The organism is Modestobacter sp. SYSU DS0290, from assembly GCF_054050955.1.
Genome location: NZ_JBJHAI010000020.1, coordinates 43708 through 69789, shown reverse-complemented (window position 1 = coordinate 69789; position 26082 = coordinate 43708). Strand labels below are relative to the sequence as shown.

22 protein-coding genes are annotated in these 26082 nt (G+C 76.2%); 15 read left to right on the top strand and 7 right to left on the bottom strand.

Annotation, left to right across the window (positions count from 1 at the left end):
• Nucleotides 1–109 precede the first annotated feature (109 nt).
• Both ACI795_RS15935 and ACI795_RS15930 read right to left on the bottom strand, forming a co-directional pair.
• Complete coding sequence (locus ACI795_RS15935; RefSeq protein WP_457076511.1) at nt 110–337, bottom strand: DUF3107 domain-containing protein; 228 nt, start codon at nt 335–337, stop codon at nt 110–112.
• 112 nt (nt 338–449) lie between these two features.
• On the bottom strand, nt 450–1157 hold the full coding sequence (locus ACI795_RS15930; RefSeq protein ID WP_457076510.1) for a TetR/AcrR family transcriptional regulator: 708 nt from the start codon (nt 1155–1157) through the stop codon (nt 450–452).
• A 102-nt stretch (nt 1158–1259) separates the two neighbouring features.
• Between ACI795_RS15930 and ACI795_RS15925 the strand changes: the two genes are divergently transcribed.
• The 9 genes from ACI795_RS15925 to ACI795_RS15885 all read left to right on the top strand — a co-directional run bounded on the left by ACI795_RS15925 (nt 1260) and on the right by ACI795_RS15885 (nt 14648).
• Nucleotides 1260–2291: an alpha/beta fold hydrolase gene (locus ACI795_RS15925; protein WP_457076509.1), complete on the top strand. Its 1032-nt coding sequence runs from the start codon at nt 1260–1262 to the stop codon at nt 2289–2291.
• Nucleotides 2292–2365: 74 nt separating this feature from the next.
• Nucleotides 2366–3379 (top strand): DUF3152 domain-containing protein, encoded by a 1014-nt coding sequence (locus ACI795_RS15920; RefSeq protein WP_457076508.1) that lies wholly within the window; start codon nt 2366–2368, stop codon nt 3377–3379.
• A gap of 54 nt (nt 3380–3433) precedes the next feature.
• On the top strand, nt 3434–4867 hold the full coding sequence (locus ACI795_RS15915) for a hypothetical protein (protein WP_457076507.1): 1434 nt from the start codon (nt 3434–3436) through the stop codon (nt 4865–4867).
• A 131-nt stretch (nt 4868–4998) separates the two neighbouring features.
• Nucleotides 4999–6159, top strand: coding sequence for an adenylyltransferase/sulfurtransferase MoeZ (gene moeZ / locus ACI795_RS15910; RefSeq protein ID WP_457076506.1), 1161 nt, complete (start codon nt 4999–5001; stop codon nt 6157–6159).
• 71 nt (nt 6160–6230) lie between these two features.
• Entirely contained in the window at nt 6231–6818 is a 588-nt protein-coding gene (locus tag ACI795_RS15905; protein WP_457076505.1) for a TIGR03086 family metal-binding protein, read from the top strand.
• Nucleotides 6819–7145: 327 nt separating this feature from the next.
• On the top strand, nt 7146–7763 hold the full coding sequence (locus ACI795_RS15900) for a hypothetical protein (RefSeq protein WP_457076504.1): 618 nt from the start codon (nt 7146–7148) through the stop codon (nt 7761–7763).
• 7 nt (nt 7764–7770) lie between these two features.
• Nucleotides 7771–8082 carry an MGMT family protein gene (locus tag ACI795_RS15895; RefSeq protein WP_457076503.1) on the top strand — a complete coding sequence of 104 codons (312 nt, stop codon included), beginning with the start codon at nt 7771–7773 and terminating at the stop codon, nt 8080–8082.
• A gap of 39 nt (nt 8083–8121) precedes the next feature.
• Nucleotides 8122–11340 (top strand): ATP-dependent helicase, encoded by a 3219-nt coding sequence (locus tag ACI795_RS15890; protein WP_457076502.1) that lies wholly within the window; start codon nt 8122–8124, stop codon nt 11338–11340.
• On the top strand, nt 11337–14648 hold the full coding sequence (locus ACI795_RS15885) for an ATP-dependent helicase (protein WP_457076501.1): 3312 nt from the start codon (nt 11337–11339) through the stop codon (nt 14646–14648). Before ACI795_RS15890 ends, ACI795_RS15885 begins: the two co-directional genes overlap by 4 nt.
• Before the next feature lie 67 nt (nt 14649–14715).
• Here the strand turns inward: ACI795_RS15885 and ACI795_RS15880 are convergent, their stop codons facing one another.
• Nucleotides 14716–15096 (bottom strand): VOC family protein, encoded by a 381-nt coding sequence (locus tag ACI795_RS15880; protein WP_457076500.1) that lies wholly within the window; start codon nt 15094–15096, stop codon nt 14716–14718.
• Between the two features lie 69 nt (nt 15097–15165).
• Nucleotides 15166–16050 (bottom strand): alpha/beta fold hydrolase, encoded by an 885-nt coding sequence (locus tag ACI795_RS15875; RefSeq protein ID WP_457076499.1) that lies wholly within the window; start codon nt 16048–16050, stop codon nt 15166–15168.
• Between the two features lie 59 nt (nt 16051–16109).
• Between ACI795_RS15875 and ACI795_RS15870 the strand changes: the two genes are divergently transcribed.
• From ACI795_RS15870 to nudC, 5 genes are all read left to right on the top strand, one after another.
• Nucleotides 16110–17522 (top strand): dipeptidase, encoded by a 1413-nt coding sequence (locus ACI795_RS15870; protein ID WP_457076498.1) that lies wholly within the window; start codon nt 16110–16112, stop codon nt 17520–17522.
• A gap of 9 nt (nt 17523–17531) precedes the next feature.
• Nucleotides 17532–18419, top strand: coding sequence for a DUF2510 domain-containing protein (locus tag ACI795_RS15865; RefSeq protein WP_457076497.1), 888 nt, complete (start codon nt 17532–17534; stop codon nt 18417–18419).
• Nucleotides 18420–18590: 171 nt separating this feature from the next.
• Complete coding sequence (locus ACI795_RS15860; protein WP_457076496.1) at nt 18591–19898, top strand: M16 family metallopeptidase; 1308 nt, start codon at nt 18591–18593, stop codon at nt 19896–19898.
• Nucleotides 19895–21265: a M16 family metallopeptidase gene (locus ACI795_RS15855; protein WP_457076495.1), complete on the top strand. Its 1371-nt coding sequence runs from the start codon at nt 19895–19897 to the stop codon at nt 21263–21265. The genes ACI795_RS15860 and ACI795_RS15855 overlap by 4 nt, the downstream gene beginning before the upstream one ends.
• A complete protein-coding gene (gene nudC / locus ACI795_RS15850) occupies nt 21262–22227 on the top strand; it encodes an NAD(+) diphosphatase (RefSeq protein WP_457076494.1) in 966 nt (321 codons plus the stop codon). Before ACI795_RS15855 ends, nudC begins: the two co-directional genes overlap by 4 nt.
• Here nudC and ACI795_RS15845 read toward each other — a convergent pair.
• The 3 genes from ACI795_RS15845 to ACI795_RS15835 form a co-directional block, all read right to left on the bottom strand.
• Nucleotides 22220–22753 (bottom strand): uridine kinase, encoded by a 534-nt coding sequence (locus ACI795_RS15845; RefSeq protein WP_457076493.1) that lies wholly within the window; start codon nt 22751–22753, stop codon nt 22220–22222. The genes nudC and ACI795_RS15845 overlap by 8 nt on opposite strands.
• 137 nt (nt 22754–22890) lie before the next feature.
• The gene (locus ACI795_RS15840; protein WP_457076492.1) at nt 22891–23475 is read right to left on the bottom strand and encodes an ANTAR domain-containing protein; all 585 of its coding nucleotides are present in this window, start codon (nt 23473–23475) and stop codon (nt 22891–22893) included.
• A gap of 104 nt (nt 23476–23579) precedes the next feature.
• A complete protein-coding gene (locus ACI795_RS15835) occupies nt 23580–23843 on the bottom strand; it encodes a mycoredoxin (protein WP_457076491.1) in 264 nt (87 codons plus the stop codon).
• A gap of 185 nt (nt 23844–24028) precedes the next feature.
• Here ACI795_RS15835 and ACI795_RS15830 point away from each other — a divergent pair, with 185 nt between their 5' ends.
• Complete coding sequence (locus tag ACI795_RS15830; RefSeq protein WP_457076490.1) at nt 24029–26020, top strand: ATP-dependent DNA helicase UvrD2; 1992 nt, start codon at nt 24029–24031, stop codon at nt 26018–26020.
• Nucleotides 26021–26082 lie beyond the last annotated feature (62 nt).

The following is a 26082-nucleotide window of genomic DNA, read 5'->3' as shown; positions in this document are numbered from 1 at the left end:
CCCCCCCCCCCCCCCCCCCCCCCCCCGCCCCACCCGCCACCCCCCGCGCCGCCGCCCCCCCCCCCCCCCCCCCCCCCCCCCCCCCCGCTGACGTGTCCTGCGAGCCGGCTCAGCCGGCGATGAAGCCCACCCGGCGCTGGTCGGCCTCGGCGATCTCGACGTAGGCGATCTTGGTCGTCGGGACGACGACGCGGCGGCCGCGCTCGTCGACCAGCGTCAGCAGACCGTCGTCGGCCGCCATGGCCTTCGAGACCTCCGCCGCGATCTCGTCGGGGGTCTTCGGGCTGTCGATGACCAGCTCGCGGGGGGAGTGTTGGACACCGATCTTGACTTCCACGTGGAGATGCCTCCTCAGGTCTGGCTGCTCCCGCCCACGCTAGTGCAGCGGCCGCGGGCGGGCCGGTCCGGCGGATGCGCCGTCAGCGAACGGATGAAGGACCCCGTCCCTCTCACCCCTCGCAAGCTCGGGGTGAGCCTCCGGACGGGGCCTCGTCGTCGCGGCGGGGGAAGCCGGAGATGCCGCGCCACGCCAGGGCCGACATCAGCGCGACCGCCTCGTCGCGCGACAGCGTGCCCTTGCGGGCCAGCCACCAGCGCGCGCTGCTCTCCGCCATGCCGGTCAGCCCCGCGGAGAGCAGCAGCGCCCGCTCCTCGTCGGCGCCGGTGTCCGCGGCGATGACCTCGGCGATCGCCTCGGTGACCGCCCGGGTCCCGCGGCCGGCGAGCTCGGAGACCTGCGGGTCGTTGCGGAGGTCGGACTCGAAGACCAGCCGGAAGGCCTCGCCCTCGGCGTCGATGAAGTCGAAGTAGGCGCCGACCGCGCCGTGCACCCGGGCCCGGTTGTCGTCGGTGCCGGCCATCGCCTGCCGCACCCGGTCGGTGAGCTCGTCGACCTGCTGCTCCAGCAGGGCCAGGTACAGCTCTCGCTTCCCAGGGAAGTGCTGGTAGAGGACGGGCTTGCTGACCCCCGCGCGGTCGGCGATGTCGTCCATCGCGGCGGCGTGGTAGCCCTGGGCGACGAAGACGTCCTGCGCGGCGCGCAGCAGCTGCAGCCGCCGGGCGCTGCGCGGCAGGCGGGCGGTCCGGCGGCCGGCGGGCGGCGCGGCATCGGACGGCGCGGTGTCGGACGGCGCGGGGGCCGGAGGACTGGGCTGCATGGCCCGGCGAGCTTACCGGCGGGTAGCTCGGGCGACGTCGGCCCGGCCCGCGGCCGGCCGGCCCGGGCGGGGGTGTCGCGCGGGTGTTCTACCGTCGATCGGGTGAGCGATGCCCGGCTGTCCGAGAGCCCCCTGCCGCGGCTGGGCCGGTTGCTCCCGCCGTGGCCCGGTGAGCTGGTGCCCGTCACCGGTGGTGAGGTCTTCGTCCGCTCCACCCCGTGGCAGGGCCCGGTGGGCGCCGACGCCGCAGAGGTCGCCGCGGCTCCGCGCGAGCGGGCGCTGTACGTGCACGGGCTGGGCGGGGCCTCGACCAACTGGACCGACCTCGCCGGGCTGCTCGCCGTCCGCTTCGAGGGCCACGCCCTGGACCTGCCCGGGTTCGGCCGGTCGGGCCCGCCGCGGCGGTACTCGATCGAGCGGCACGCGCAGGCCGTCATCGACGTCCTGGAATGGGTCGCCGCCCGGCCCGGGCCGGGGCAGGGACGGCCGGTGCACCTGGTCGGCAACTCCCTCGGCGGTCTGGTGAGCGTGTGGGTGGCCGCGCGCCGTCCGGACCTGGTCGCCACCCTCAGCCTGATCTCCGCGGCCATGCCGGTCTACCGGGTGCCCGCCGCCTTCGACCGGGCGATCACCCTGGTCCTGCTGCCCGGCGTGCCCTCTCTCGCCGAACGGCGGTTGGCCGGGGTCAGCCCCGAGCAGCGGGTGCGTGGCCTGATACAGACCTGCTTCGGCGACCCCGACGCGGTTCCCCCCGAGCGTCTGCAGCAGGCGGTCGACGAGATGCGGGAGCGTGACGAGCAGCCCTGGTCGGGGCAGGCGCTCACCCGCAGCCTGCGCGGGCTGATGACCTCCTACCTGCGGTTCGGCCGGGCCAACGCCTGGCGGATGGCCCGGTCGGTGCGGATGCCGTCGCTCGTGGTCACCGGCGACCGGGACCGGCTGGTCGACCCCGCACTCGCCACCCGGCTCGCCGAGGTGCTGCCCGACGCCCGGCTCCAGGTGCAGCCCGGCATCGGTCACCTCGCGATGATGGAGGCGCCCGAGCCGACCGCCCGTGCCGTGCTCGCCCTCGCCGAGGACGCCGCGGACCGCGCGCACGTGGCCGGCCGGGACACCTCCAGCGCGCAGGCCTGAGACCGGGACACGCGACCGGGCGGTCGCCCCGCTGCTCTGCCGCGCCGCGCGGGTTCCGTGAGAGTCTCGGTTCCGTGGCCAGCCCCGACGACCGCTCCGGTCGCGACCCGGCGCGGCCGCCGCGGCCCCCGGTCCCCGCGCCCCGGCCCGCGGCGACGGCGAACCGGCAGCGGCCCGTCCGCACCGGGGCGACCGCCCGGGGCGCGCGTCCCTCCGGCTCCGGCCCGCTGGTCGCCCGCCCGGACCCGGCGCCCCGGCCCCGTCGCGACGCACCGCCACCCGGGAGCCCGCTGAAGCGGTTCGCCCGCCGGTACGGCTGGCGCGCGTACGCCATCCCGGTGCTCACCCTGGCCACCGTGGTCACGCTGGCCGACGTCGCGCTCAGTGGTGCGGACCGGACGCCGGTCACCGACCCGGCCGCGGCGCCCTCGTCGGTCAGCGCACCCCCGGTCGAGCCGACGCCCACGCCGTCGCCGACCGAGCAGGCGCCGGCCGAGGGTGAGGGTGCGCCCGTCGAGCAGCCCGCACCGCCGCCGGCCGCGCCCGCCTACGTCGAGCAGGGGGCAGGCACCGTCTCGGTCGTCGACGGCAGCTCGCAGGTCTACGGCACCGGGCCGCTGGAGCGCTTCGTCGTCGAGGTCGAGGACGGCATCGGCGTGGACGGCGCGCAGTTCGCCGCCGCCGTCGAGGCCACTCTCGGCGACCCGCGCTCGTGGGGCGCCGGCGGCCGGATGTCCTTCCAGCGCGTGGGGGCCGCCGAGGCCGCCGCCGGCGGCTACGACTTCCGGGTCAGCCTGGTCAGCCCGGGGAGCATGGAGACCTACTGCCCCGGGGTGGGCACCGGCGGCTACACCTCCTGCCGGTACGGCGAGCGCGCGGTGATCAACCTGGCCCGCTGGGAGACCGCCGTCCCCGACTACGGGGGCGACATCGCCACCTACCGCCAGTACGTGGTCAACCACGAGGTGGGGCACGCGCTGGGCAACGGGCACCAGCCCTGCCCGGGGCCCGGCCAGCTCGCCCCGGTCATGCACCAGCAGACCCTGGGGCTGCAGGGCTGCCTCAAGAACGCCTGGCCCCACCCGTAGCCGCAGCACGCCCGCGTGGGGGACCGGCCCCTGCCCGTCCCGAGGAGCCGCCCCGTGTTCCCCCGTCGCCGCGCCGGGTTGCTGGACCTGCGCTTCCGCGAAGTGCACCGGCAACGCCCCCGCGCCCTGTTCTCGCCCTTCCTCGACCACGACCGCTCCCACCCCGAGGTCCTCGCGGACGGCGGGCTGGCCCACCTCTCGTCGCCCCGGGTGCCCTTCGTGACGGTGGCGCTGGACGTCGCCGACGTCCCCGGCGGCGGCGCGCTGCTGGCCGGCCTGGACGGCCCGACGGGTTCGGTGCTGGCTCGCTGGCTCCCGTCGACCGGGCGGCTGACCCTCGAGGTGGACGGCGGCCGGGGGCCCGTGCTCGTGGCCGATGCCGAACTGCGCCTGGACCTCCCGGCTGTCCTCGCCGTCGCGGTCCACGAGAACCAGGTCACCGTCCTGGCCGGCCCCGACGAGCACGCGCTGCGCCCGTTGCTGACCGAGCGGGACCGGGTGCGGCAGGAGATCGACCTGCGGGACGTGGCGGTGCTCGGTGGGCTCCGGTTCGCCTACGGAGTCCAGGACGCCGCCGGCACGCCCGGGGCCCCCGGGGCCGGAGGGGCGTCGCTGACCCGGGTGCGCGCCGGGCTCTCCGGGCCGGTGGGCGTGCGCGACCCGCAGGTCGTGCGGCATCCCGACGGGTCGCCGCACGTGGTGGACGGTCGGGTCCTGCTCACCATGACCAGTGCGGGGCTCGGCTTCTTCCAGCAGGCGCACTGGGGCGTGTGGGCCCTCGACCTCGGCGACCCCCGTCGCATCGAGCAGGTGGGTGAGCTGTACACCGAGCGCGACGGGGTGCTGCTCGGCGACCACGCCGGGCACCTGGTGGTCGACGAAGAGGCCGGTGAGGTCCAGGTGCTGGTCTCCTCCTGGGGCGACCACGACCACGAGCGGGGGGTGCACGTCCGCCACGCCACCGCCGGGCTCGACCTGCTGTCGGGCGTGCACGTGCTGCGGACCGAACGGGTCGCGCTGCCCACTCGGCACAGCGCGTGGGACCCGTCGCTGGCCCGGATCGACGGGCGCTGGCATCTCGGGTTCACCGAGTGCGTCGCCTTCCAGCCCCGCTACGTCTTCCACCCGGCCCTGGCGGTCACCGAGGACCGCGACCCGGTCGTCGGCCTGCAGCTGGTGGGCGCCGACAGCGCACGGGAGCAGACCGAGGGCAGTCTGCTGCAGCGGGTCGGGCGGGACTGGGCGGTGCTGGCGAGTGACGGTGACGCCCGGGAGTACCCGGTCTACGACCTGCGACTGCGCCAGCGGGGTGTGCTCTCGGCGCCCTACGGGTCGAACATCCCGCACCCTGCGCTGGTCCGGGCCGGCGGCGGCCGGCGGGCGCCGTGGTGGCTGGTGACCTTCGACGGGACCCCGTGGCACGACGACGTCCTGGGGTACGGCACGCACGGTGACCTCGTCGTGATGGCGGCGCCGCCCCGCCGCTGACCGTGCCACCGTCCCGCTGGGTGGGACGCGGTCCGGGACGGGGATTACGGACCCGTGTCAGGCTGTTGCGCAGTCCAGGACGCCGGCTCGGGCCGGCTCGCCTGACGACACAGCCGTGTGAGGAGCACCCCGTGCAGTTGCCACCCCTGGTGGAGCCCGCTGACGACCTGTCCATCGACGAGGTCCGCCGCTACAGCCGCCACCTGATCATCCCCGACGTCGGGATGGACGGGCAGAAGCGGCTCAAGAACGCCAAGGTCCTGGCGGTCGGCGCCGGGGGCCTCGGCTCGCCGGTGCTCATGTACCTGGCCGCGGCCGGTGTCGGCACGCTGGGCATCGTCGAGTTCGACACCGTCGACGAGTCCAACCTGCAGCGCCAGATCATCCACGGGCAGTCCGACGTCGGCCGTTCCAAGGCGCAGAGCGCCGCGGACTCGATCCGGGAGATCAACCCCTACGTCGACGTCCGCCTGCACGAGACGCGGCTGGACAACGAGAACGTGCTGGAGATCTTCAGCCAGTACGACCTCATCGTCGACGGCACCGACAACTTCGCCACCCGCTACCTGGTCAACGACGCCGCCGTGCTGCTGAACAAGCCGTACGTGTGGGGTTCGATCTACCGGTTCGACGGCCAGGTCTCGGTCTTCTGGAACGAGCACGGGCCCAACTACCGCGACCTCTACCCGGTGCCGCCGCCGCCCGGCATGGTCCCCAGCTGCGCCGAGGGCGGTGTCCTGGGCGTGCTGTGCGCGACCGTCGGCGCCATCCAGGCCACCGAGGCGGTCAAGCTCATCACCGGCATCGGTGAGACGCTGCTGGGCCGGCTCATGGTCTACGACGCCCTGGAGATGACCTTCCGCACCATCAAGGTGCGCAAGGACCCGGAGGGTGAGCCGATCACCGGCCTCATCGACTACGAGAGCTTCTGCGGCGTCGTCTCCGACGCGGCCCAGCAGGCGGCCGCGGGTTCGACGATCACCGTCGACGAGCTCAAGGACATGATGGACGCCGGCAAGGACTTCGAGCTGATCGACGTCCGCGAGCCCAACGAGTACGAGATCGTCTCGATCCCGGGCGCGAAGCTGATCCCCAAGGACGAGATCCTGTCCGGCCGGGCGCTGGCGCAGCTGCCCAACGACAAGCCGATCGTGCTGCACTGCAAGACCGGGGTGCGCTCCGCCGAGGTGCTCGCCGCGGTCAAGAACGCCGGCTTCGGGGACGCCGTGCACGTGCAGGGCGGCGTCACCTCCTGGGCGACCCGGATCGACAAGACGCTCCCCACCTACTGACGACGTCCCAGCACGTCACCCGGGCCCCACTCCCACGCGGGAGTGGGGCCCTCGTGCTGTCTACTGGCGGCATGCCCGAGCCGAGCCACACCGACCTGCTGCTGCTCTTCCAACGGGCCCAGGCGCAGTTCACCGACCGGGTGGACGCCGTCGAGCCGGGGCAGTGGGACGCCCCTGCGCTGCCCGAGTGGAGCGTCGCCGACCTGGTGGCGCACCTGACCAGCGAGCAGCTGTGGGTGCCGCCGCTGCTGGCCGGCGAGCCGCTGGACGTCGTCGCGCAGCGCATCCCCACCGGCACCGACGAGCTGATCGGCGCCGACCCGCTCACTGCGTGGGAGACCGCCGCCGACGGGGCGCTGGCGGCCTGGGCCGACCCCGCCGTCCTCGACCGCACGGTGCAGCTGTCCGCCGGCCCGGTGAGCGCCGCCGAGTACCTCACCGAGATGACCGCGGACCTGACCGTGCACGCGTGGGACCTCGCCCGGGCGGTCGGCGGTGACGCCCGCCTCGACCCCGAGCTGACCGCCGCCGCCTACCGGTACGCCGAGGCCCACCTCGGCGACGAGGGGGAGCCCGGCCTGTTCGCCGCACCGGTCGAGCCGCCGTCCGGTGCGGACCTGCAGACCCGGCTGCTGGCCCGGTTCGGGCGTCGCTCCTGAGGGTGGGGCGTGGGCCCGTTGCGCCCGATGACCCGCGTCACGCACCTAGGCTCCGTCGTCGAACAGCCGAGCCGGAGGTCTGCACGCATGAGCCAGCCACCCCAGGGTCCACCCCAGCAGGGCCCCCACGACGCGCAGCCCACCGGGCCGTCCCCGTGGGGTCCCCAGCCGGGTGCGGACTGGGGCATGCCGCCGGTCGGACAGCAGCCGGCCGGTGCCGGCTGGGGGCCGCCCCCGGGTCAGCCCGGCCCCTGGGGAGCTCCCGCGCCGTGGGCCGGCGGGCCGGGCGCTCCCGGAGGCCCGGGGCCGGACCGGAAGCGGACGCTGGTGGTCACGGCGGCCGCCGTGGCGGGGCTGGTGGTCGCGGTGGCCGTCGGGCTGACGCTGTGGCTGGGCGGCGACGACGAGCCGTCGACCACCGCCGCGGCCGGGCGCGCCACCGACTCCTCCCGGCCGGCGCCCTCGCCGTCCGCAGGAGCCAGCGGTCTCACCGCGGCCCCGCCGTCCGTGGGCGTCGAGGAGTTCCTCGCCTCGCTCCCCGTGGACTTCACCGACTGCGGCGAGGCCGACCTGGTCGGGGACGGTGACGTCGTCGCGGCCGCCTGCGGCCCGGCGTCCAGCCAGCCCGGTCCGAGCGATGCGACCTTCCTGCGCTACCCCGACATCGACACCCTCGACGACGTCTTCATCACCGACGTCTCCGCGCTGGGCCTCGACGAGTGGGGCGCCGCGACCGACTGCTCCGAGGACGGCTTCGGCGAGTGGGTCCGCGGGGACACCACCGGCGGGCTGCTCGCCTGCGGGCTGGCCGAGGGCACCGCGTTCATCTACTGGACCGACGACGAGTTCCTCACCGAGGGCGTGGTGAGCGCGCCGGGGGAGACCCAGGACGACGTCGTCGCGCTCTACGAGTGGTGGGTCGAGAACAGCGACTTCGTGGGCTGACCCGGTGATGCCTGCGGGGGAGGACCGGTCGGCCGCCGACGTCGACGAGGCGGTCTTCGATGTCGTGGAGGCGATCCCACCGGGCCGGGTGAGCACGTACGGGGCCATCGGCCGCCTGGTCGGCGTCGGTCCGCGGCGGGTGGCGAGGGCGCTGTCGGCCGGCGGCGGGGCCGTCCCCTGGCACCGTGTCGTGCGCGCCGACGGCACCCCGGCCGAGCCCGTGCGCGTGCGTCAGCTGGCGCTGCTGGCCGCCGAGGGCGTGCCGGTGCGCGGCGTCCGGGTCGATCTCGCCGCCGTCGGGTGGCCCGACGAGCCCTGAGTCCGCGGAACCGTCGGTGGGCCGTGTTCTCATCGAGGGGTGCGGGGGGACGGCGGGGCGGTCACGACGGGGGAGCCGGTCTACCGGCTGGTGCAGCCGGAGGCGGTGCCGGTCGTCCGCCCGCGGCTCGACCCGACCCAGCAGGCGGTGGTCGACCACCCGGGCGGGCCGCTGCTGGTGCTCGCCGGGCCGGGGACCGGCAAGACCACGACGATCGTGGAGGCCGTCGCGGCCCGCATCGAGGCCGGGGCCGACCCCGAGCGCCTGCTGGTGCTCACCTTCAGCCGCAAGGCCGCCGGGGAGCTGCGCACCCGGATCACCGCCCGGGTCGGGCGCACCATCCGCGAGCCGGTCGCCCGCACGTTCCACTCCTACGCCTTCGGGGTGCTCCGTCGCGCCGCGGTGCTGCGCGGTGAGCCTGCCCCCCGGCTGCTGACGGCGGCCGAGCAGGACGCCGTCGTCGCCGAGCTGCTGGCCGGTGACGTCGCCGAGGACGGCGTGCGCTGGCCCGACGAGCTCGCCGCGGCGTTGCAGACCACCGGCTTCCGGGAGGAGCTGCGCGAGCTGCTGCTGCGCGCCACCGAGCGCGGCATCGACCCCGCGCGGCTGGCCGCCTGGGGCCGGGAGCGCGGGCTGCCGCACTGGGTGGCCGCCGCCCGCTTCGCCGACCAGTACGCCGGCGTGAGCGCCTTCGCCACCGCCGCCCGCGGGGGCGCCAGCGGCTACGACCCGGCCGAGCTGGTGCGCACCGCGATCGACGAGCTGCGCGTCGACCCCGAGCTGCTGCGCACCGAGCGTGAGCGGGCGCGCTGGCTGTTCGTCGACGAGTACCAGGACACCGACCCGGCACAGGTGGAGCTGGTCGAGCTGCTGGCCGGCGGCGGTGGCGACCTGGTCGTCGTCGGCGACCCCGACCAGGCCATCTACGCCTTCCGCGGCGCTGAACCGCGCGGCATCGTCGAGTTCCCCACCCGCTTCCGGCACCGCGACGGCCGCCCCGCCGACCGGTTGTCGCTGGGCGTGTGCCGCCGCTCCGGGGCCGAGCTGCTCGCGGTCAGCCGCCGGGTCGCCGAAGGGCTGCCCGGCCCCTGGGAGCACCGCCGCCTGACCCCGGGTGACGGCGCCGCGCCGGGGGAGGCCGAGGTGCACGTCTTCGACTCCCCGGCCACCGAGGCGGCGTTCCTCGCCGACACGCTCCGCCGGGCCCATCTGCTCGACGGCGTGCCCTGGTCGCAGATGGCGGTGGTGGTCCGCTCCGCGGCGACCGGGCTCGCACCGGTGCGCCGCGCGCTCTCCCAGGCCGGGGTCCCGGTCGCCGTCTCCGCCGACGACGTCGCGCTCGCCGCCCAGCCGGCGGTGCAGCCGTTCCTGGCCGCCCTCGGCGCCCTCCTCCCGGTGCCGTCCCCGGTCGACGGCGAGCCCGGCGAGGCCGGGCTCGACGAGCCGGGCGCGGAGGCGCTGCTGGCCTCACCGCTGGGCGGGGCCACCGTGCTCGACCTGCGCCGGCTGCGCCGGGCGGCCCGGCGGGCGCTGGTCGACCGTGGGGAGGACGCCGGCTCCCGCGGCGCACCGCTGGCCGCGGTGCTCGCCGACGCGACGCTGCTGGACGCACTCCCCGAGCACGTGGCCCGCCCGGCGGCCCGGGTCGCCCGGGTGCTCTCGGCCGGGCGGCTCGCGCTGACCACCGACGGCTCCGCCGAGGACGTGCTCTGGGCGATGTGGCAGGCCAGCGGGCTCGCTCACCGCTGGGCGCGGGCCAGCGCCGCCGGCGGGCCGAGCGGTGCGGTCGCCGACCGCGACCTGGACGCGGTGGTCTCGCTCTTCGACGCCGCCGCGGCCTTCGTCGACCGGCTGCCGCACGCCGGGGTGGGTGCGTTCGTGGGGCACCTGGGCGCCCAGCAGCTGCCCGGTGACAGCGGCGCGGCCCGGGCGCCGGCCGGGGAGACGGTCCGGCTGCTCACCGCGCACGCCAGCAAGGGCCTGGAGTGGGACGTCGTCTGCGTGGCCGGCGTGCAGGAGGGCGTGTGGCCGGACCTGCGCACCCGGGCCAGCCTGCTCGGCGCCGAGGACCTGGTGGACGCCGCCGGGGGCACCGACCCGGAGAACCTCGACCGCCGCACGCTCGCCCTCGCCGAGGAACGCCGGCTGTTCTACGTGGCCTGCACCCGCGCCCGGCGGCGGCTGTTGGTCACCGCCGTCGACGGCGCGCTCGAGGGCGGGGACGCCGGGGCGGCGGCGTCCCGCTTCCTGGACCTGGTGGCCCCGCCGCCGCCCGGTGGTGACGGCAGCCGGCCGCACACGCCGCTGCCCCGGCAGCTCACCCTTCCGGCGCTGGTCGCGGAGCTGCGCCGGAACCTCACCGACCCGCACACCCCGGCGCCGCGCCGGTCCAGCGCCGCCGCGGTGCTGCGCCGGCTGGCCGACGAGCGGGTGGCCGGCGCCGACCCGGCCGGCTGGTGGGGGCTGGCGCCGCTGTCGGACGACGCCCCCCTGGTCGACCCTGACGACGTCGTCCCGGTGCGCCCCTCGGCGATCGACACCTTCCAGCGCTGCCCGCTGCGCTGGGTGCTCGGCGCGGTGGGCGCCGAGGCGGCGCCGGAGGCGACCCGCACGGTCGGGTCGGCGGTGCACGACGTCGCCCAGCAGGTGGCCGAGGGGCTGCCCCCGGCGGAGGCCGCGGCGGTCCTCGACACCGAGCTGGACGGCCTGGACCTCGGGCCGGGCTGGTTCGACCAGCGGCAGCGGGACCGGGCGCAGGAGATGCTGGCCAAGTTCCTCGCCTGGCACGCGAAGGGCGACCGCGAACTGGTCGCCGCCGAGGAGGACTTCGACGTCGTCGTCGGCCGCGCGCGGCTGCGCGGTCAGGTCGACCGGCTGGAGCGCGACGCCGACGGCCGGCTGGTCGTGGTCGACCTGAAGACCGGGAAGACCGCGCCGCGGACCGTGGAGGAGCACGGGCAGCTCGCCGCCTACCAGGTGGCCGTCGCCGAGGGGGCCTTCGCGCGGCACGGCACGGTGAGCGGGGGAGCGGCGCTGCTGCAGGTGGGTGGTGCGCAGAAGGCGGCGAAGGAGCACGCGCAGTCCCCGCTGCCCACCGACGTCGACCCGCACGAGACGTGGGCCGGGGAGCTGATCGCGGAGGTGGGCGAGGGGATGGGTGCGGGCACGTTCGTCGCGCGTACGGACACCGACTGCGAGCGCTGCGCGTTCCGCCGCAGCTGCCCGGTGCAGGAGTCCGGCCGGCAGGTGACGTCATGACGCAGTTGGCCTTCGACCTGCCCGGGATGGGGCCGATCGGGGAGCCCGAGGTGCCCCGGCTGCTCACCCCCGCCGAGGTCGCCACCCGGTGCGGCCTCAGCTACGCGCCGTCGGAGGAGCAGGCCGGGGTGGTCTCCGCGCCGGTCGACCGGCCGCTGGTCGTGGTCGCCGGCGCCGGGTCGGGCAAGACCGAGACGATGGCCGCCCGGGTCGCCTGGCTGGTCGCCAACCAGCTGGTCGCCCCGGAGGCGGTGCTCGGGCTGACGTTCACCCGCAAGGCCGCCAGCGAGCTGAACGCCCGGGTGCGGCTGCGGCTCGGCGCGCTGGCCGAACACCCCGACACCGACCCGGCGCTGCGCGAGCGGCTCGCCGTCGCCGCGCCCACCGTCGCCACCTACCACGGCTACGCCGCCGGCATCGTCGCCGAGCACGGGCTGCGGATCGGCGTGGAGCCCGGCGCCGGCGTGCTGGGCCCGGCCATGTGCTGGGGGCAGGCGGCCACCGTCGTGGCCGGGCACACCGGCGACATGGCCGACGTCGCCCTGGGGCTGGTCACCACCACCGAGGACGTGCTGCAGCTGGCTGCCGAGCTCGGTGAGCACGACGTGAGCCCCGACCGGCTGCGCGCCTGGACCGCCCGGTTCGAGGCGCAGCTGCGCGGTTACCCCGATGCCGGCCGGAAGAAGGGCCCCTACGCCGACGTGCTGGCCCTGCTGGCCCGGCAGCGGGCCCGGGTGGCGCTGCTGCCCATGGTCGAGGCGTTCGAGGCGCGCAAGCGGTCCGCGGGCGCCATCGACTACGCCGACCAGGTCGCCTTCGCCGCCCGGGTGGCGGTCAGCTCCCCGGAGGTGGGCCGCCGCGAGCGGGCGCGCTGGCGGGTCGTGCTGCTCGACGAGTACCAGGACACCAGCGTCGGTCAGCTGCGCATGCTCGAGGCGCTGTTCGGCGGCCCGGGTGGGCACCCGGTGCTCGCCGTCGGCGACCCGCGGCAGTCGATCTACGGCTGGCGGGGTGCCTCGGCCGGCACCATCGAGCGCTTCGCCCGCACCTTCCCCGGCACCCCGGAGCGGCCGGCCGAGCGGCTCACACTGTCGACCAGCTGGCGCAACGACCGCGCCGTGCTGGCCGTCGCCAACGCGGTGTCGGGGATGCTGCCCGAGCCCGAGCAGCCGCTGCCCGACCTCACCGCAGCACCGGTCGCCGGCCCGGGCGCGGTGCACGTCGGCCTGTACGAGACCGTCGCCGAGGAGACGGCGGCGCTCGCCGACCGGCTGGCGGCCGAGTGGCACCGGCCCGCCGACCGCCGCCCGACCATCGCGGTCCTCGCCCGCCGCCGGGCCCAGCTGCCCGGCATCGCCGCGGCGCTGCGCGAGCGCGGGCTGCCGGTCGAGGTGGTCGGGCTCGGGGGGCTGCTCGACGTGCCGGAGGTCTCCGACGTCGTCGCCACGCTGCGGGTGCTGGTCGACCCCACCGCCGGAGACGCGCTGGGGCGGCTGCTCACCGGCGCCCGCTGGCGGATCGGCCCGCGCGACCTCGCCGCCCTGGAGAGCCGCGCGCGGTCGCTCGTCCGCGAGCGCCGGGCCGCCGCCGAGCCCGGCACCCCGGCCGGCGACGTCGCCGCCACCCCGGCCGACGGCGCCACCCCGGAGCTGCCCCGGGAGCGGGGCAGCATCATCGAAGCGCTCGACGACCTGGGCCGCCCCGAGGCCTACTCCGCCGAGGGCTTCCGCCGGCTCCGGCGCTTGGGCTCCGAGCTGGCCACGCTGCGCGGGCGGCTGGGGGAGTCGCTGCCCGACCTGGTCGACGAGGTGGTGCGGGCCCTCGGCCTGGAGACCGAGCTCGCCAGCCACCCCGACGTCACCCCGGGCCGGGCGCGCACCCACCTCGACGCGCTGCACGAGGTCGCCGCGCAGTTCGCCGAGCTGGCCGAGCTGCCCTCGCTGCCGGCGTTCCTCGGCTACCTCGCCGACGCCGAGGTCCGCGAGCGCGGGCTGGAACCCGGTGAGGTGGCGGTCAACCCGGAGGCGGTGCAGCTGCTCACCGGGCACTCGGCCAAGGGCCTGGAGTGGGACGTCGTCGCGGTGCCCGGCATGACCGTCGGTCAGTTCCCGGCCAAGGGCGACGCCTCCGACTCCTGGATCCGCGACCCCGGCGCCGTCCCGGTCGACCTGCGCGTCACCGACCGCGCCGAGCTGCCCCGGCTGCACCTGCCGGTGCCCGGCTCCGGTGACCAGGCCGCCGTCCGCGACGCGCTGGCCGACTACGTCGCCGAGTGGAAGGACTTCGGGCTGGCCGAGGAGATCCGGCTGGGCTACGTGGCGGTCACCCGGGCCAAGCACCTGCTGCTGTGCTCGGGCAGCTGGTGGCGCGACGGCAAGACCGTGTGCGGGCCGTCCGCGCTGCTGCTGGCGGTCAAGGACGCCGTCGAGGGCGGCGCCGGTGTCGTCGACGCCTGGGCCGAGCCGCCGGCCGACGACGCGGAGAACCCGGCGCTCGCCGAGTGGCCGATCGGTGTGTGGCCGGCGGACCCGCTGTCCTCGGGACGGCGCCGGGCGCTGAGCGCCGCCGCCGAGCTGGTCGCCGCCAGCCAGCCGCACCCGCTCACCGACGAGGCGCTGCAGGCCACCGACGACCCGCTGGTCGCCGACTGGCTGCGCGACGCCGACCTGCTGCTGCGGGAGCGGGCCGAGTCCTGGCGCGGCACCGTCGAGGTGCCGCTGCCGGCACACCTGTCGGTGTCGGCGCTGGTGGCGCTGCGCCGCGACCCCGCCGAGCTGGCCCGGCGGCTGCGCCGGCCGATGCCCGCCGCGCCGGCGCCGCTGGCTCGCCGCGGCACCGCGTTCCACGCCTGGCTGGAGGAGCGCTTCGGCACCTCCCGGCTGATCGACCTCGACGAGCTGCCCGGCTCGGGCGACGCCGAGGCCGCCCCCGACGAGGCGCTGACCTCGCTGCAGGAGGCGTTCCTGGCCAGCGAGTGGGCCGACCGGCAGCCGGTCGACGTGGAGGCGCCGTTCGAGACGCCGCTGGGGCCGTTGACCCTGCGCGGGCGGATCGACGCGGTCTACGCCACGCCCGACGGCGGCTTCGAGGTGATCGACTGGAAGACCGGCCCGGTGCCCGGCGCGGCCGAGCTCGCCGCCGCGGGCGTGCAGCTGGCCGCCTACCGGCTGGGCTGGTCGCGGCTGACCGGCGTGCCGGTCGAGCGGGTCAGCGCCGGCTTCCACCACGTCGCCGCCGGGGTCACCCTGCGCCCGGTCGACCTGCTCGACGAGGCCGGCCTGCTCGCCCTGGTCACCGGCACCGCCTGACGGTGTGCGCTGAGTGTCGGTCGCCGGCCGTCGAACCAGCAGTCAGCGCACACCGTCGGGACCCTGCTCACCGGTCGCCGGGACCGCGCAGGACGCAGAACTCGTTGCCCTCCGGGTCGGCGAGGGTGAACCACCCGCTGCCGTCGGGCCGCCGTCGATCGGCGACGACCGTCGCACCGATGCCGACCAGCCGCTCGACCTCCGCGTCGCGCGTGCCCTCAGCCGGCACCAGGTCCAGGTGCAGCCGGTTCTTCACCTGTTTGGGGTCCGGCACGTCGATGAAGAGCAGCCGGGTGCTGCCGTCGGGGGAGGAGATCATGCACTGCTCGTCCCCCGGCTCGTTCGGGTCGGCCGGGTCCTCGGCGAAGCCCAGCACCTGCCCCCAGAACCGGGACTGCGCGTACGCGTCGAGCGCGTCGAACGTGGTGTGGGAGATGCGGGCCGTCATGGCCCGCATGGTCGCCGCCGGGCGGCGACCATGCCAACCGCATTCCCGGCCCGGACGGGGCGACGGCGGTCAGCTGGGCGGGGCCTGGTGGTGGCCGCGGGCGGGGTCGAAGGCAGCACCGGCGAGCACCCGCTCGATGATCGCCCCGGCCAGCGCCGCCGGTGCCTGCTCGGGCACCCAGTGGGTGACCCCGGGCAGCTCCACGAACCGGTAGTCACCGGTCACCTGGTCCGCGCACGCCTCGGCGGCGGTACGTCCGATCGCCACGTCGCCGTCGCTCCACACGAACGTCGTCGGCACCTCCACCGGCTCCACCCGGGTGCTGGCGTCCATCGCCCGGTACCAGTTCAGCGCGGCGGTCAGCGCGCCCGGCGCCGACAGCTGGTCGACGTAGGCGTCGACCGCCTCGGCCGGCACCCCGGGCGCCTCCAGCAGCCGGCGCAGCCGCCGCGCGCCGTCGGCGAGCAGCGTCTCCTCCGCCTCCCCGGGCGTCCGGAACAGCCGGATGTAGCCCGACCGCTCCTTCTGCTCCCGGTCCGCGCGGTAGGCGAGGGTGAACGCCGTCGGGTGCGGCACCGAGACCGCGGTCAGCGACGCCACCCGGTCGGGATGCCAGGCGGCCAGCGCCCACGCCACGTTCGCGCCCCAGTCGTGGCCGACCACGTGCGCCACCGGCACGTCCAGCGCCGTCATCAGGTCGGCGGTCACCTGCACCAGGTTGGGCAGCGCGTACGAGTCGACGTCCAGCGGCCGGGCCCCGGGGGAGTAGCCCAGCTGGTCCGGGGCGAAGGTGCGCAGCCCGGCCTGGGCCAGCAGCGGTGTCACCGCCGACCAGGACAGCGACGTCTCCGGGAAGCCGTGCAGCAGCAGCACCGGCAGCCCGTCGTCCGGTCCGTCGGTCCGGACGTCGAACGTCAGGTCACCCACGTCCACCTGCAGCATCCCCACCGGCATGCACGCAACGTAGCCGCCACCGCGCCGGGCGGCTCAGCGCGCCGCGTTACCGTTCGACGGTGAGCAGCAGCGCCGAACGCGACTTCGTCACCGCCCACCTCGAGGACCTGCACGCCGACCTCGACGCGTGGCTGCGGATCCCCTCGATCTCCGCCGACCCGGCCCACGCCGGCGACGTGCGGGCCAGCGCCGAGTGGCTGGCCGAGGCGCTGCGCCGCACCGGCTTCCCGACCGTCGAGATCTGGGAGACCCCCGGCGCCCCGGCCGTCTTCGCCGAGTGGCCCTCGGCCGACGCCGGCGCCCCGGTGGCGCTCGTCTACGGGCACCACGACGTCCAGCCGGTCGACCCGCTGGAGCTGTGGGAGCACCCGCCGTTCGAGCCCACCCGGGTCGAGGGTCCCGACGGCCCGGAGCTGCACGCCCGCGGCGCCATCGACGACAAGGGCAACGTCGCCTTCCACCTGCTCGGCATCCGCGCCCACCTCGCCGCCACCGGCCGCGACACCCCCGCGGTGACCGTCAAGCTGGTCATCGAGGGCGAGGAGGAGTCCGGCTCCCCGCACTTCGCCGAGCTCCTCCGGCAGCGGCGCGACCGGCTCGACTGCGACGTCGTCGTGGTCAGCGACACCGGCATGGCCGCCCCCCACCTGCCCAGCGCCGTCACCTCCATGCGCGGGCTGGCCGACGCCGAGATCACCCTCCGCGGCCCGGCCGTCGACCTGCACTCCGGCTCCTTCGGCGGCGCCGTCCCCAACCCGCTGCACGCGATGGCCCAGCTGATCAGCGCGCTGCACGACGACCAGGGCCGGGTCACCCTCCCCGGGTTCTACGACAAGGTGCGCCCGCTGTCGGACCGCGAGCGGGAGCTCATGGGCCGGGTGCCCTTCGACGAGGCCGCGTGGCTGGCCGGCCCGGCCGCCTCCCGGACCACCACCGGTGAGGCCGGCTTCAGCACCCAGGAGCGCATCGGCGCCCGGCCGACGGCGGAGGTCAACGGCATGTGGGGCGGCTACACCGGCCCCGGCCACAAGACGATCATCCCGGCCGAGGCGCACGCCAAGCTCACCTTCCGGCTGGTCGCCGACCAGCGGCCGGAGGAGATCGCCGACCAGGTGCGCGCCTGGGTCGAGCAGCACCTCCCGGACGGCGTCGAGGCCGAGGTGCACGCCCCGCCCGGCGGTGTCGCCCCCTGCGCCAGCGACCTGGACTCCCCGTACATGGACGCGCTGCTCTCGGCGATCGCGCAGGCCTGGGACAGCGCCCCCGACCAGGTGCTGTTCATGAAGGAGGGCGGCAGCGGCCCCGAGGCCGACCTGGTCGAGCAGCTGGGCGCGCCGCTGGTGTTCCTCGGTGCCGGGCTGCCCACCGACCGGATCCACTCGCCCAACGAGCGGGTGCTGCTGCCGATGCTGCACCGGGGCGCGGAGGCCGCCGCCCACCTGTGGCGCGAGCTGGCGACCGTCCCCCGCTGAGGTGCTGACGTGACCGCACCCGGCGGAGTCGCCCCGCCCGGCTGGTACCCCGACCCGGACGGCGGGCCGGGGCTCGTCCGGTGGTGGGACGGCGCCGGCTGGTCCGACGTCACCACCCCGGCCGGCCCCGGCGTCCAGGTCGGTCAGCCGTTCGAGGCGCCCACCCGGCCGGCTGCGGAACCGGCCTGGGAGGCGTGGGGCGCTGGGCCGCCCGAGCCCGCCCCCCGGTCACGCCGGCCACTGCTGATCGGGCTCGGTGCCCTGCTGGTGGTCGCCCTCGTCGTGCTCGTCGGGGTGCTCGTGGGGAGCTCCGGGGACGACGAGCGGGCCACCCCGGTCGCCCGGCCCAGCAGCGAGCCGGGCACCCCGTTCCCGCCGGGCACGGTGCGGGTGATCGACGAGGTCGCCGGCATCTCCTACCCCTGGCTCGGCGACGGCTGGTTCGAGTGGGACCGCGGCGACCAGCTGGAGACCACCGCCACCGCCGGGCAGTACTTCGTCACCCAGGAGGAGCTGCCCGACGGCTTCGACTCCTTCATCGCCCAGTGCACCTCCGGGCCGTTGGTGACGGCGTTCGGCTGGAGCGGGCCGGACAGCCTGCAGAGCACCACCACGAGGATCGCCGACGTCGTCCGGGAGGTCCACTACCCGGGACCCAACGAGCGCAGCGTGCGCCGGGACGAGGCGGTCACCGTCGACGGTGCGCAGGCCTGGGTGTACGAGTTCGACCTCACCTGGGACGTCGAGGGCTACGACGCCTCCGGTGAGCGCGCGGCCCTGCTGCTCATCGACGTCGGCCGGGAGGCGCCGGCGCTGCTGTACGTCTCGGTCCCGAACACCCACGCCGAGCTCTACGGCGTCATCGACCGCGTGCTGGAGTCCGTCGAGGTGTTGTGAGAAGCCGGGTGGGCCTGGTACGGACGCCCGAGCGGGAGCGAGGTCGGGCCGGCGAGTGGGCCCGGAGGGCTCCGCGGCGGAGGGCCGGCAACGGCTCAGCCCAGGCCGGGAACGGCACCTGGAGGCGGTGCGGTCCGGAGGGACGCCGAGCGCACGGTTAGGGTCGGTCGCGTGACAGCAGCTCAGGGTGACCTGGTCCTGCGCCACCCGGTCGAGCGGTTCACGCTCGACAACGGGCTGCGCGTGGTCCTGGCGCCCGACCGGAGTGTCCCCGTCGTCGCCGTCAGCGTCTTCTACGACGTCGGCATGCGGTCCGAGCCGCCGGGCCGCACCGGCTTCGCCCACCTGTTCGAGCACATGATGTTCCAGGGGTCGGCGAACGTCCCGAAGATGGAGCACGCCCGGCTGGTGCAGGCCGCCGGTGGCACCTTCAACGGCTCCACGCACCAGGACTACACGAACTACTTCCAGGCCCTGCCGGCCGAGGCGCTCGAGCGCGCGCTCTTCCTCGAGGCCGACCGGATGGCCGCCCCGGCGATCACCCCGGAGAACCTCCGCAACCAGATCGACGTGGTGAAGGAGGAGATCCGGGTCAACGTGCTCAACCGCCCCTACGGCGCCTTCCCGTGGCTGCAGCTGCCGCCGATCTCGTTCGAGACCTTCGCCAACACCCACGACGGCTACGGCTCCTTCGTCGACCTGGAGTCCTCCACCGTCGACGACGCGCAGGACTTCTTCGACCGCTACTACGCCCCGGCCAACGCGGTGCTCTGCATCGGCGGCGACCTCGACGTCGCCGAGACCGAGCAGCTGGTGCGCCGCTGGTTCGACCAGGTGCCCGCCCGCCCGGCCCCGCCGATGCCCAACACCGGCGAGCCCTCGCCGACCGCCGTCCGCCGCGGTGTGGTCGAGGACCCGTTGGCCCCGGCCCCCGCGGTCGCGATCGGCTGGCGGGTGCCCGACCCCGTCAACGACCTGGACACCTACCTCGGCACCGTGCTGCTCACCGAGCTGCTCAGCGAGGGCGACGCCTCCCGGCTGGAGCGCCGGCTGCTGCACACCGACCAGCTCGCGGTCGGCCAGAGCAGCTACCTGGGTCTGTTCGGTGACCCGTTCGACGTCCGTGACGCCACCCTGCTGGTCACCCAGGTCCACCACCCGGCGGAGGTGCCGACCGACACGGTGCTGCGCGCCGTCCACGAGGAGGTCGAGAAGGTGGCCACCGACGGCGTCCCCGCCGAGGAGCTCGCCCGGGTGACCGCCCGGGCCGAGGCCCAGCTGCTCCAGCAGGCCGACTCCGTGCTCGGCCGCACCCTCGGCTTCGCGGCCGCGGAGCTGATCCACGGACGCGCCGAGCTGGCCGGCGAGCTGGCCGCCCGGCTCGCCGCGGTCACCCCCGAGCAGGTGCAGACGGCCGCGCGGGGCCTCTCCCCGGACACCGCCGCGGTGCTCGAGCTGCGCGCGGGCGGTGCCCGATGAGCGCCCCGGTGCTGGTGCCGCCGCTGGGTGACCCCCGGCCGATGCCGGTCCCGCAGGTGCACGAGACGGCGATGCCCAACGGCCTGCGCCTGGTCGTCGTCCCGCGCCCCGGCGTGCCGCTGGTCGAGCTCCGGCTGCGGGTGCCCTTCGCCGCCGCGACCCCGCGCACCGCCGCCGTCCACGCCGCCCGCACCGCCGTCCTCGGCGGCGCGGTGCTGCTGGGCACCGCGCGACACGACGAGCTCGAGCTCGCCCAGCTGCTGCAGGCGCAGGGCGCCGAGCTGTCGGTCTCCGCCGACGCCGACCGCCTGCTGTTCGCCACGACGATGCTCCCCGGTGGCCTGGGCGAGGTGCTGGGCGTCCTCGCCGAGCTGCTCGGCACGGCCACCTACCCGGCGCGCCAGGTGGAGGCCGAGCGGTCCCGGGTCGGTGAGCGGCTGCGCATCGCCCGCTCGCAGCCCGGGCTGATCGCCCGCACCGCCCTGGCCGAGCGCCGCTACGGCGCGCACCCCTACGCCCAGCAGCTGCCCTCGGCAGAGCTGGTGGGGGCGGTCACCCCGGCTGCGCTGCGCAAGCTGCACCGTGACCGGGTGCTGCCGGCGGGCAGCACGCTGGTCCTGGTCGGCGACGTCGACCCGGCGGCGGCGACCGATGCGGTGGGCGCCGCCCTGGCCGGCTGGACCGCCGAGGGCGTCGCCGTCACCGCGCCCCCCGCGCCGGTCACCGCGCCGGGCCCGCTGCAGCTGGTGCACCGGGCCGGCGCCGTGCAGTCCAACATCCGTCTCGGTGGCCCGGCCCCCGGCCGCACCGACCCGCAGCTGCCCGCCGTCCGGCTGGCCAGCATGGTGTTCGGCGGCTACTTCTCCTCCCGGCTGGTGGAGAACCTCCGCGAGCGGCGCGGCTACACCTACAGCCCGCGCAGCTCGGTGGAGCACCTGGTCGCCGGCTCCTCCTTCCTGGTCGACGCCGACGTCGCCACCGAGGTCACCGGCCCGGCGCTGCTGGAGACGCTGTACGAGCTCGGGCGCATGGCGCTGACCCCGGTCACCGAGGCCGAGCTCGACTCCGCCCGCCGCTACCTGCTGGGCACCCTCGCGCTGGGCACCGCCACCCACGCCGGCCTGGCCAGCACGCTCTCGGCGCTGTTCGGGTCCGGGCTGTCCGCGGAGTGGCTGACCGACCACCAGCGGGCGCTGGCCGCCGTCGGGGTCGACGAGGTCACCGAGGCCGCCCGCCGGTGGCTCGCGCCGACCGCGCTCACCGCGGTCGTGGTCGGGGACGCCGAGCGGGTCGCCGACCCGCTCGGCGCGGTCGGCCCGGTCCAGGTCGACGCGGCCACCGCACCGGCGGCGCAGGCCGGGGAGTGAGCGTCCCGCCCGGCGGGAGCACCCCGGCCGACAACCCGCCGCCCGACGTCCGCCGGTTCTGGCCCGACGACCGGTACGCCGGCGAGGTCACCGACGTGCCGCTGCTCTCCCGCGCGGCGCACGACCGCGGGCACCTGTCCCGGCTCCTGCCCGACCCGGCCCAGGGGCGGCCGGTCCGGGTGCTGCTCGTCGACGACCAGCGCGCCGTCCCGGTCCGCGACGCCGACGGCCGGACGGCGCTGGTCTACGACGAGCAGCCGGCGATGCCGGAGGGTGCGATCTACCTCGGCGAGGCCGACGGCGTCCCGTACGCCGCGCTGCGGACCCCCCGCCCTCCCGCGCTCGACGGCCGGCAGGTCGACCGCTGGGCCGGTCTCCGCGAGGTGGGGGGCGAGCTGGGCGACCTCGACGCCGGCCTGCTCGCGCAGGCCGTGGGCATCATCGAGTGGCACGAGCGCAACCGCTTCTCGCCCATGACCGGCGCCCGCACCACCGTCGAGCGCGCCGGCTGGGTGCAGCGCGACCCGGAGAACGGCCGTGAGGTGTTCCCGCGTACCGACCCGGCGGTGATCATGCTGGTGCACGACGGCGGGGACCGGTGTGTGCTCGGCCGGCAGGCCGTCTGGCCGGCCGGGCGGTTCTCCATCCTGGCCGGCTTCGTCGAGCCGGGGGAGTCCGCGGAGGCGGCGGTGGCCCGCGAGGTCGCCGAGGAGGTCGGGATCCGGGTCACCGACGTGCGGTACGTCTCCAGCCAGCCCTGGCCGTTCCCGCAGTCGCTGATGCTGGGCTACGTGGCCCGGGCGGTCGACACCGAGCTGCGCATCGACCACGACGAGATCGAGGAGGCCCGCTGGTTCAGCCGGGACGAGCTGCGCTCGGGTACCGGCCCGCAGGCGCTGCCGCCCACGGTCTCCATCGCGCGGCACATCATCGACCGCTGGGTGGCCGGCGAGATCAGCTGAGGAACGGCCCCTGCAGGACGAGGGCGGGCCGGTCCGCGTGGTCGGCGAGCACGACCGCGTCGGCCAGCGCCGTCGGGTCGACCTCGTCGTCGTAGCGGTCGAAGGCGGGCAGCTCCCATGCTCGCTCGGCCGGCACCCGGCGCCGGCGGGCGGCCGGGCCGACCCGCAGGTGGACGACGACGTCGAAGGCCAGCCCCAGCCCCTGCAGCAGAGATCCGGGCACCAGCAGGACGCCGCCGGGCGGAGCCGGCCGGTAGCTCGCCCGCGCCGCCCGGTCCCGGGCCAGGTCCCACAGCGCCGGCAGGTACTCGCCCGGGCCACCGGGGCCGCAGCGGTCCAGCACCTCCCGCGCCAGCGCGCCGGCGTCCAGCCAGTCGGTGTACCGGGCGTCGGGGTCGGTGCGACCGTGCTCGAACCGCAGGGACGCCGGGCGGTAGAACCCCTCGGCCGGCACCACCTCGGCGGCGCGGCTGCGGCCGGGCAACCGCTCGGCGACCGCCCGGGCCAGCGCCTCCGGTCCGGTCACCCCACCGGCGGCGCCGGGCAGGTCAGGTCCGTCGACGGCGACCCGCAGGGCAGCGGCACCGGGCTGGGGTGGGAGTGGCGCCAGCAGCTCTGCCAGCCGGTCGGCCAGCGCATCGGGGGAGAGCGGGAGCGGAGCGGTCAGCTCGACGCTCCCGGCACGCGGCGGTCGTCACCGGCGGAGCCCAGCCCGGGCGTCGGCCGGTCAGCGCTCGCCTCCGGCGCCAGGGTGGCCAGCACCTCCAGGGCCAGGTCCTGGGCCGAGCGGCCCGAGCTCCGGGCCTGCCGGCGCAGCTGCTCGAAGGCCTCCCGCGGTGGGGTGTCGTGGCGCTCGGCGAGCACCCCGATGGCCCGCTCGATCGAGACCCGGGCGGCCAGGGCGTGCTCCAGCTGGGCGACGGTCCGCCGCAGGGCCAGCAGCTCCTCGCTCGGCGCACCGTCCTCGGCGGCCGGCGACGTCGCGCCGGACCGGGCCGCCCGTCGGGACCGACGGTCGGGCTCGGGCTGGACGCCCAGCTCCCCGGCCACCAGGTCGGCGAGGGTCATCGCCTCGACCAGCGGCAGCCCCGCGTCGCCCTCGCCCGCGGCGGGCCGACCGCCGCCGGGCTGGGGCCGCAGGACGGTCCAGCCCGCCGTCGTGCGGGTCAGCAGCACGGCCGGTGAACCGTCGGACGTGCGCAGCGCGTCCGGCGGCACCACGATCGAGGTGCTGCGGGCCGCGGACATGGGGCAGGAGTCCGCACCGGCGGCCGGCTGGGCGGCCGCGGGCTCGGTCCCGCGACCCCCCGCGGGACGGTCGGCGCCGCCCCCGGAGAGCCGCGGGTCGGGGATCACGCGCCGGGGAGCTGGGCGAGCTGGCCCTTGACCTGCTCGATGCTCGGGTTGGTCAGCGCCGAACCGTCGGCGAAGACCAGCGTGGGCACGGTGCGGTTGCCGCCGTTGGCCTGCATGACCAGCTCCGCGGCCTTCTCGTCGGTCTCGATGTTGACCTCGGCGTACTCGATCCCCTCGAGCTGCATCAGCTTCTTCAGCCGGACGCAGTAGCCGCACCAGTTGGTGGTGTACATCGTCACTGTGGGTGCCGGAGCGCTCATCGGGTGGATCCTCCCTCGTTCGTGCCCCGGACGGCCACCCGGGGCGGGCGGCCCGACCCGGGGAGTCTGCCGGACGGGCAACGCCTGCGTCCTGGGGATGCTTCCCCGACCTGTCGTCCCCGGCTGGGAGACTCGGGGCCGTGGGGATGCCGCGGACAGCAGACGACCAGGTGGCAGGGGGCGGCGTGCGAGGGGGGTCGGCCGGCGCGGAGGCGGTGCTCGCCGGGCTGGACGAGCAGCAGCGGGCCGCCGCGGCGGCGGTGCGCGGGCCGGTCTGCATCCTGGCGGGTGCGGGCACCGGCAAGACCCGCACCATCACCCACCGGATCGCCTACGGCGTCCACCTGGGGGAGTTCGTCCCGGAACAGGTCCTCGCGGTGACCTTCACCGCCCGGGCCGCCGGCGAGCTGCGTGGGCGGCTGCAGCAGCTGGGGGTCGGCGGGGTGCAGGCACGCACCTTCCACGCCGCGGCGATGCGCCAGCTGCGCTACTTCGCCCCCCGGGTCCTCGGTGGTCCCATGCCCGAGCTGGTCGAGAACAAGCTGCGGGTCGTCGCCGGCGCCGCCACCCGCAACCGGCTCACCACCGACCGCACCAGCCTCCGCGACCTCGCCAGCGAGATCGAGTGGGCCAAGACGACGCTGGCCACCCCGGAGGACTACCCGGCCCGGGCCGCGGCCGCCGGGCGGGAGCTGCCCTTCGACGCGGCCACCGTCGCCGAGGTCTACCGCAGCTACGAGGCGGCCAAGCAGCGCGACGGCACGCTGGACTTCGAGGACCTGCTGCTGGTCACCGCCTACGCCATCGAGGAGCACCCGGACGTCGCCCGGGAGGTGCGGGCGCAGTACCGGCACTTCGTCGTCGACGAGTACCAGGACGTCAACCCGCTGCAGCAGCGGTTGCTCGACGCCTGGCTCGGTGGCCGCGCCGAGGTCTGCGTGGTCGGCGACCCCAACCAGACGATCTACTCCTTCACCGGGGCCGACCCGGAGTACCTGCTGGGCTTCGCCGACCGCTACGGCGACGCCGAGGTGGTCAAGCTCGAGCGGGACTACCGCTCCACCCCGCAGGTGGTCGGCCTGGCCAACAAGCTCATCGGCCAGGCACCGCCGCGGAAGGGGCTGCCCGGTCTCCGCCTGCTCGGCCAGCGCCCGGAGGGACCGGTCCCGCGGTTCGTCGAGCACCCCGACGAGCCGGCCGAGGCCGCGGCGGTGGCGAAGGCGTGCCGGGCGCTCATCGACAGCGGGCTGCCGGCCAGCGAGATCGCCGTCCTGTTCCGGATCAACGCCCAGTCCCAGGTCTACGAGTCCGCGCTGGCCGACGTCGGCGTGCCGTACGTGCTCAAGGGCGGCGAGCGGTTCTTCGAGCGACCCGAGGTGCGGGAGGCGGTCCTGCTGCTGCGCGGGGCGGCCGCCGGCGGGCACGAGGAGGGTGCGTTGGTGCCCACCGTGCGGGACGTGCTGGCCTCCGTCGGGTGGGCCGAGCACCAGCCGCCCCCGGGCGGGGCGGCCCGCGACCGGTGGCAGTCCCTCGCCGCGCTGGTCGACCTCGCCGTCGACCTGGTCGCCGAGCAGCCCACCCTGGACCTGGCCGGGTTCGTCGCCCACCTCGCCGAGCGCGCCAACGCCCAGCACGCGCCGACCGTGCAGGGCGTGACGCTTGCGTCGATGCACGCGGCCAAGGGCCTGGAGTGGGACGCGGTCTTCGTCGTCGGCCTGGTCGACGGCGTCGTGCCGATCGCCCAGTCGCAGTCGCGCCCGGAGGCGGTCGAGGAGGAGCGGCGGCTGCTCTACGTCGCGGTCACCCGGGCCCGCGAGCAGCTGACCCTCTCCTGGTCGCTGGCGCGCAACCCCGGTGGCCGCCGGGCGCGGCCGCGCAGCCGGTTCCTCGACGGGCTGGCCCCGGACGCCGCTGCGGCTCCCCGGCGCCCGGCCAAGCGGCCCAAGGTGGTGCTGGAGGGAGAGGCCGGCGAGCGGTTCGAGCGGCTGCGTGCCTGGCGCAGCAGCACCGCCCAGGAGGCATCCGTCCCGGCCTACGTCGTGTTCACCGACGCCACCCTGCAGGCGATCGCCGAGACCCGGCCGACGTCGCTGCGGGAGCTCTCCGCGCTGCCCGGCGTCGGCGCCCGGAAGCTCGAGCTCTACGGGGCCGGGGTGCTCGCGGCCATCGACGGCTGACCACCCGGCTGACCAGGGCGAACACACCTTCTCGCGGTTCACCGTTAATTCGGTTGACCCGT

Excerpts from the sequence above, each read along its gene's own strand:
- ACI795_RS15930 (WP_457076510.1), bottom strand. The coding sequence starts at position 1,157 with ATGCAGCCCAGTCCTCCGGCCCCCGCGCCGTCCGACACCGCGCCGTCC.
- ACI795_RS15885 (WP_457076501.1), top strand. The coding sequence starts at position 11,337 with ATGACGCAGTTGGCCTTCGACCTGCCCGGGATGGGGCCGATCGGGGAG.
- ACI795_RS15835 (WP_457076491.1), bottom strand. The coding sequence starts at position 23,843 with ATGAGCGCTCCGGCACCCACAGTGACGATGTACACCACCAACTGGTGC.
- ACI795_RS15905 (WP_457076505.1), top strand. The coding sequence starts at position 6,231 with ATGCCCGAGCCGAGCCACACCGACCTGCTGCTGCTCTTCCAACGGGCC.
- ACI795_RS15840 (WP_457076492.1), bottom strand. The coding sequence starts at position 23,475 with ATGTCCGCGGCCCGCAGCACCTCGATCGTGGTGCCGCCGGACGCGCTG.
- ACI795_RS15880 (WP_457076500.1), bottom strand. The coding sequence starts at position 15,096 with ATGACGGCCCGCATCTCCCACACCACGTTCGACGCGCTCGACGCGTAC.
- ACI795_RS15855 (WP_457076495.1), top strand. The coding sequence starts at position 19,895 with ATGAGCGCCCCGGTGCTGGTGCCGCCGCTGGGTGACCCCCGGCCGATG.
- ACI795_RS15875 (WP_457076499.1), bottom strand. The coding sequence starts at position 16,050 with ATGCCGGTGGGGATGCTGCAGGTGGACGTGGGTGACCTGACGTTCGAC.
- ACI795_RS15895 (WP_457076503.1), top strand. The coding sequence starts at position 7,771 with ATGCCTGCGGGGGAGGACCGGTCGGCCGCCGACGTCGACGAGGCGGTC.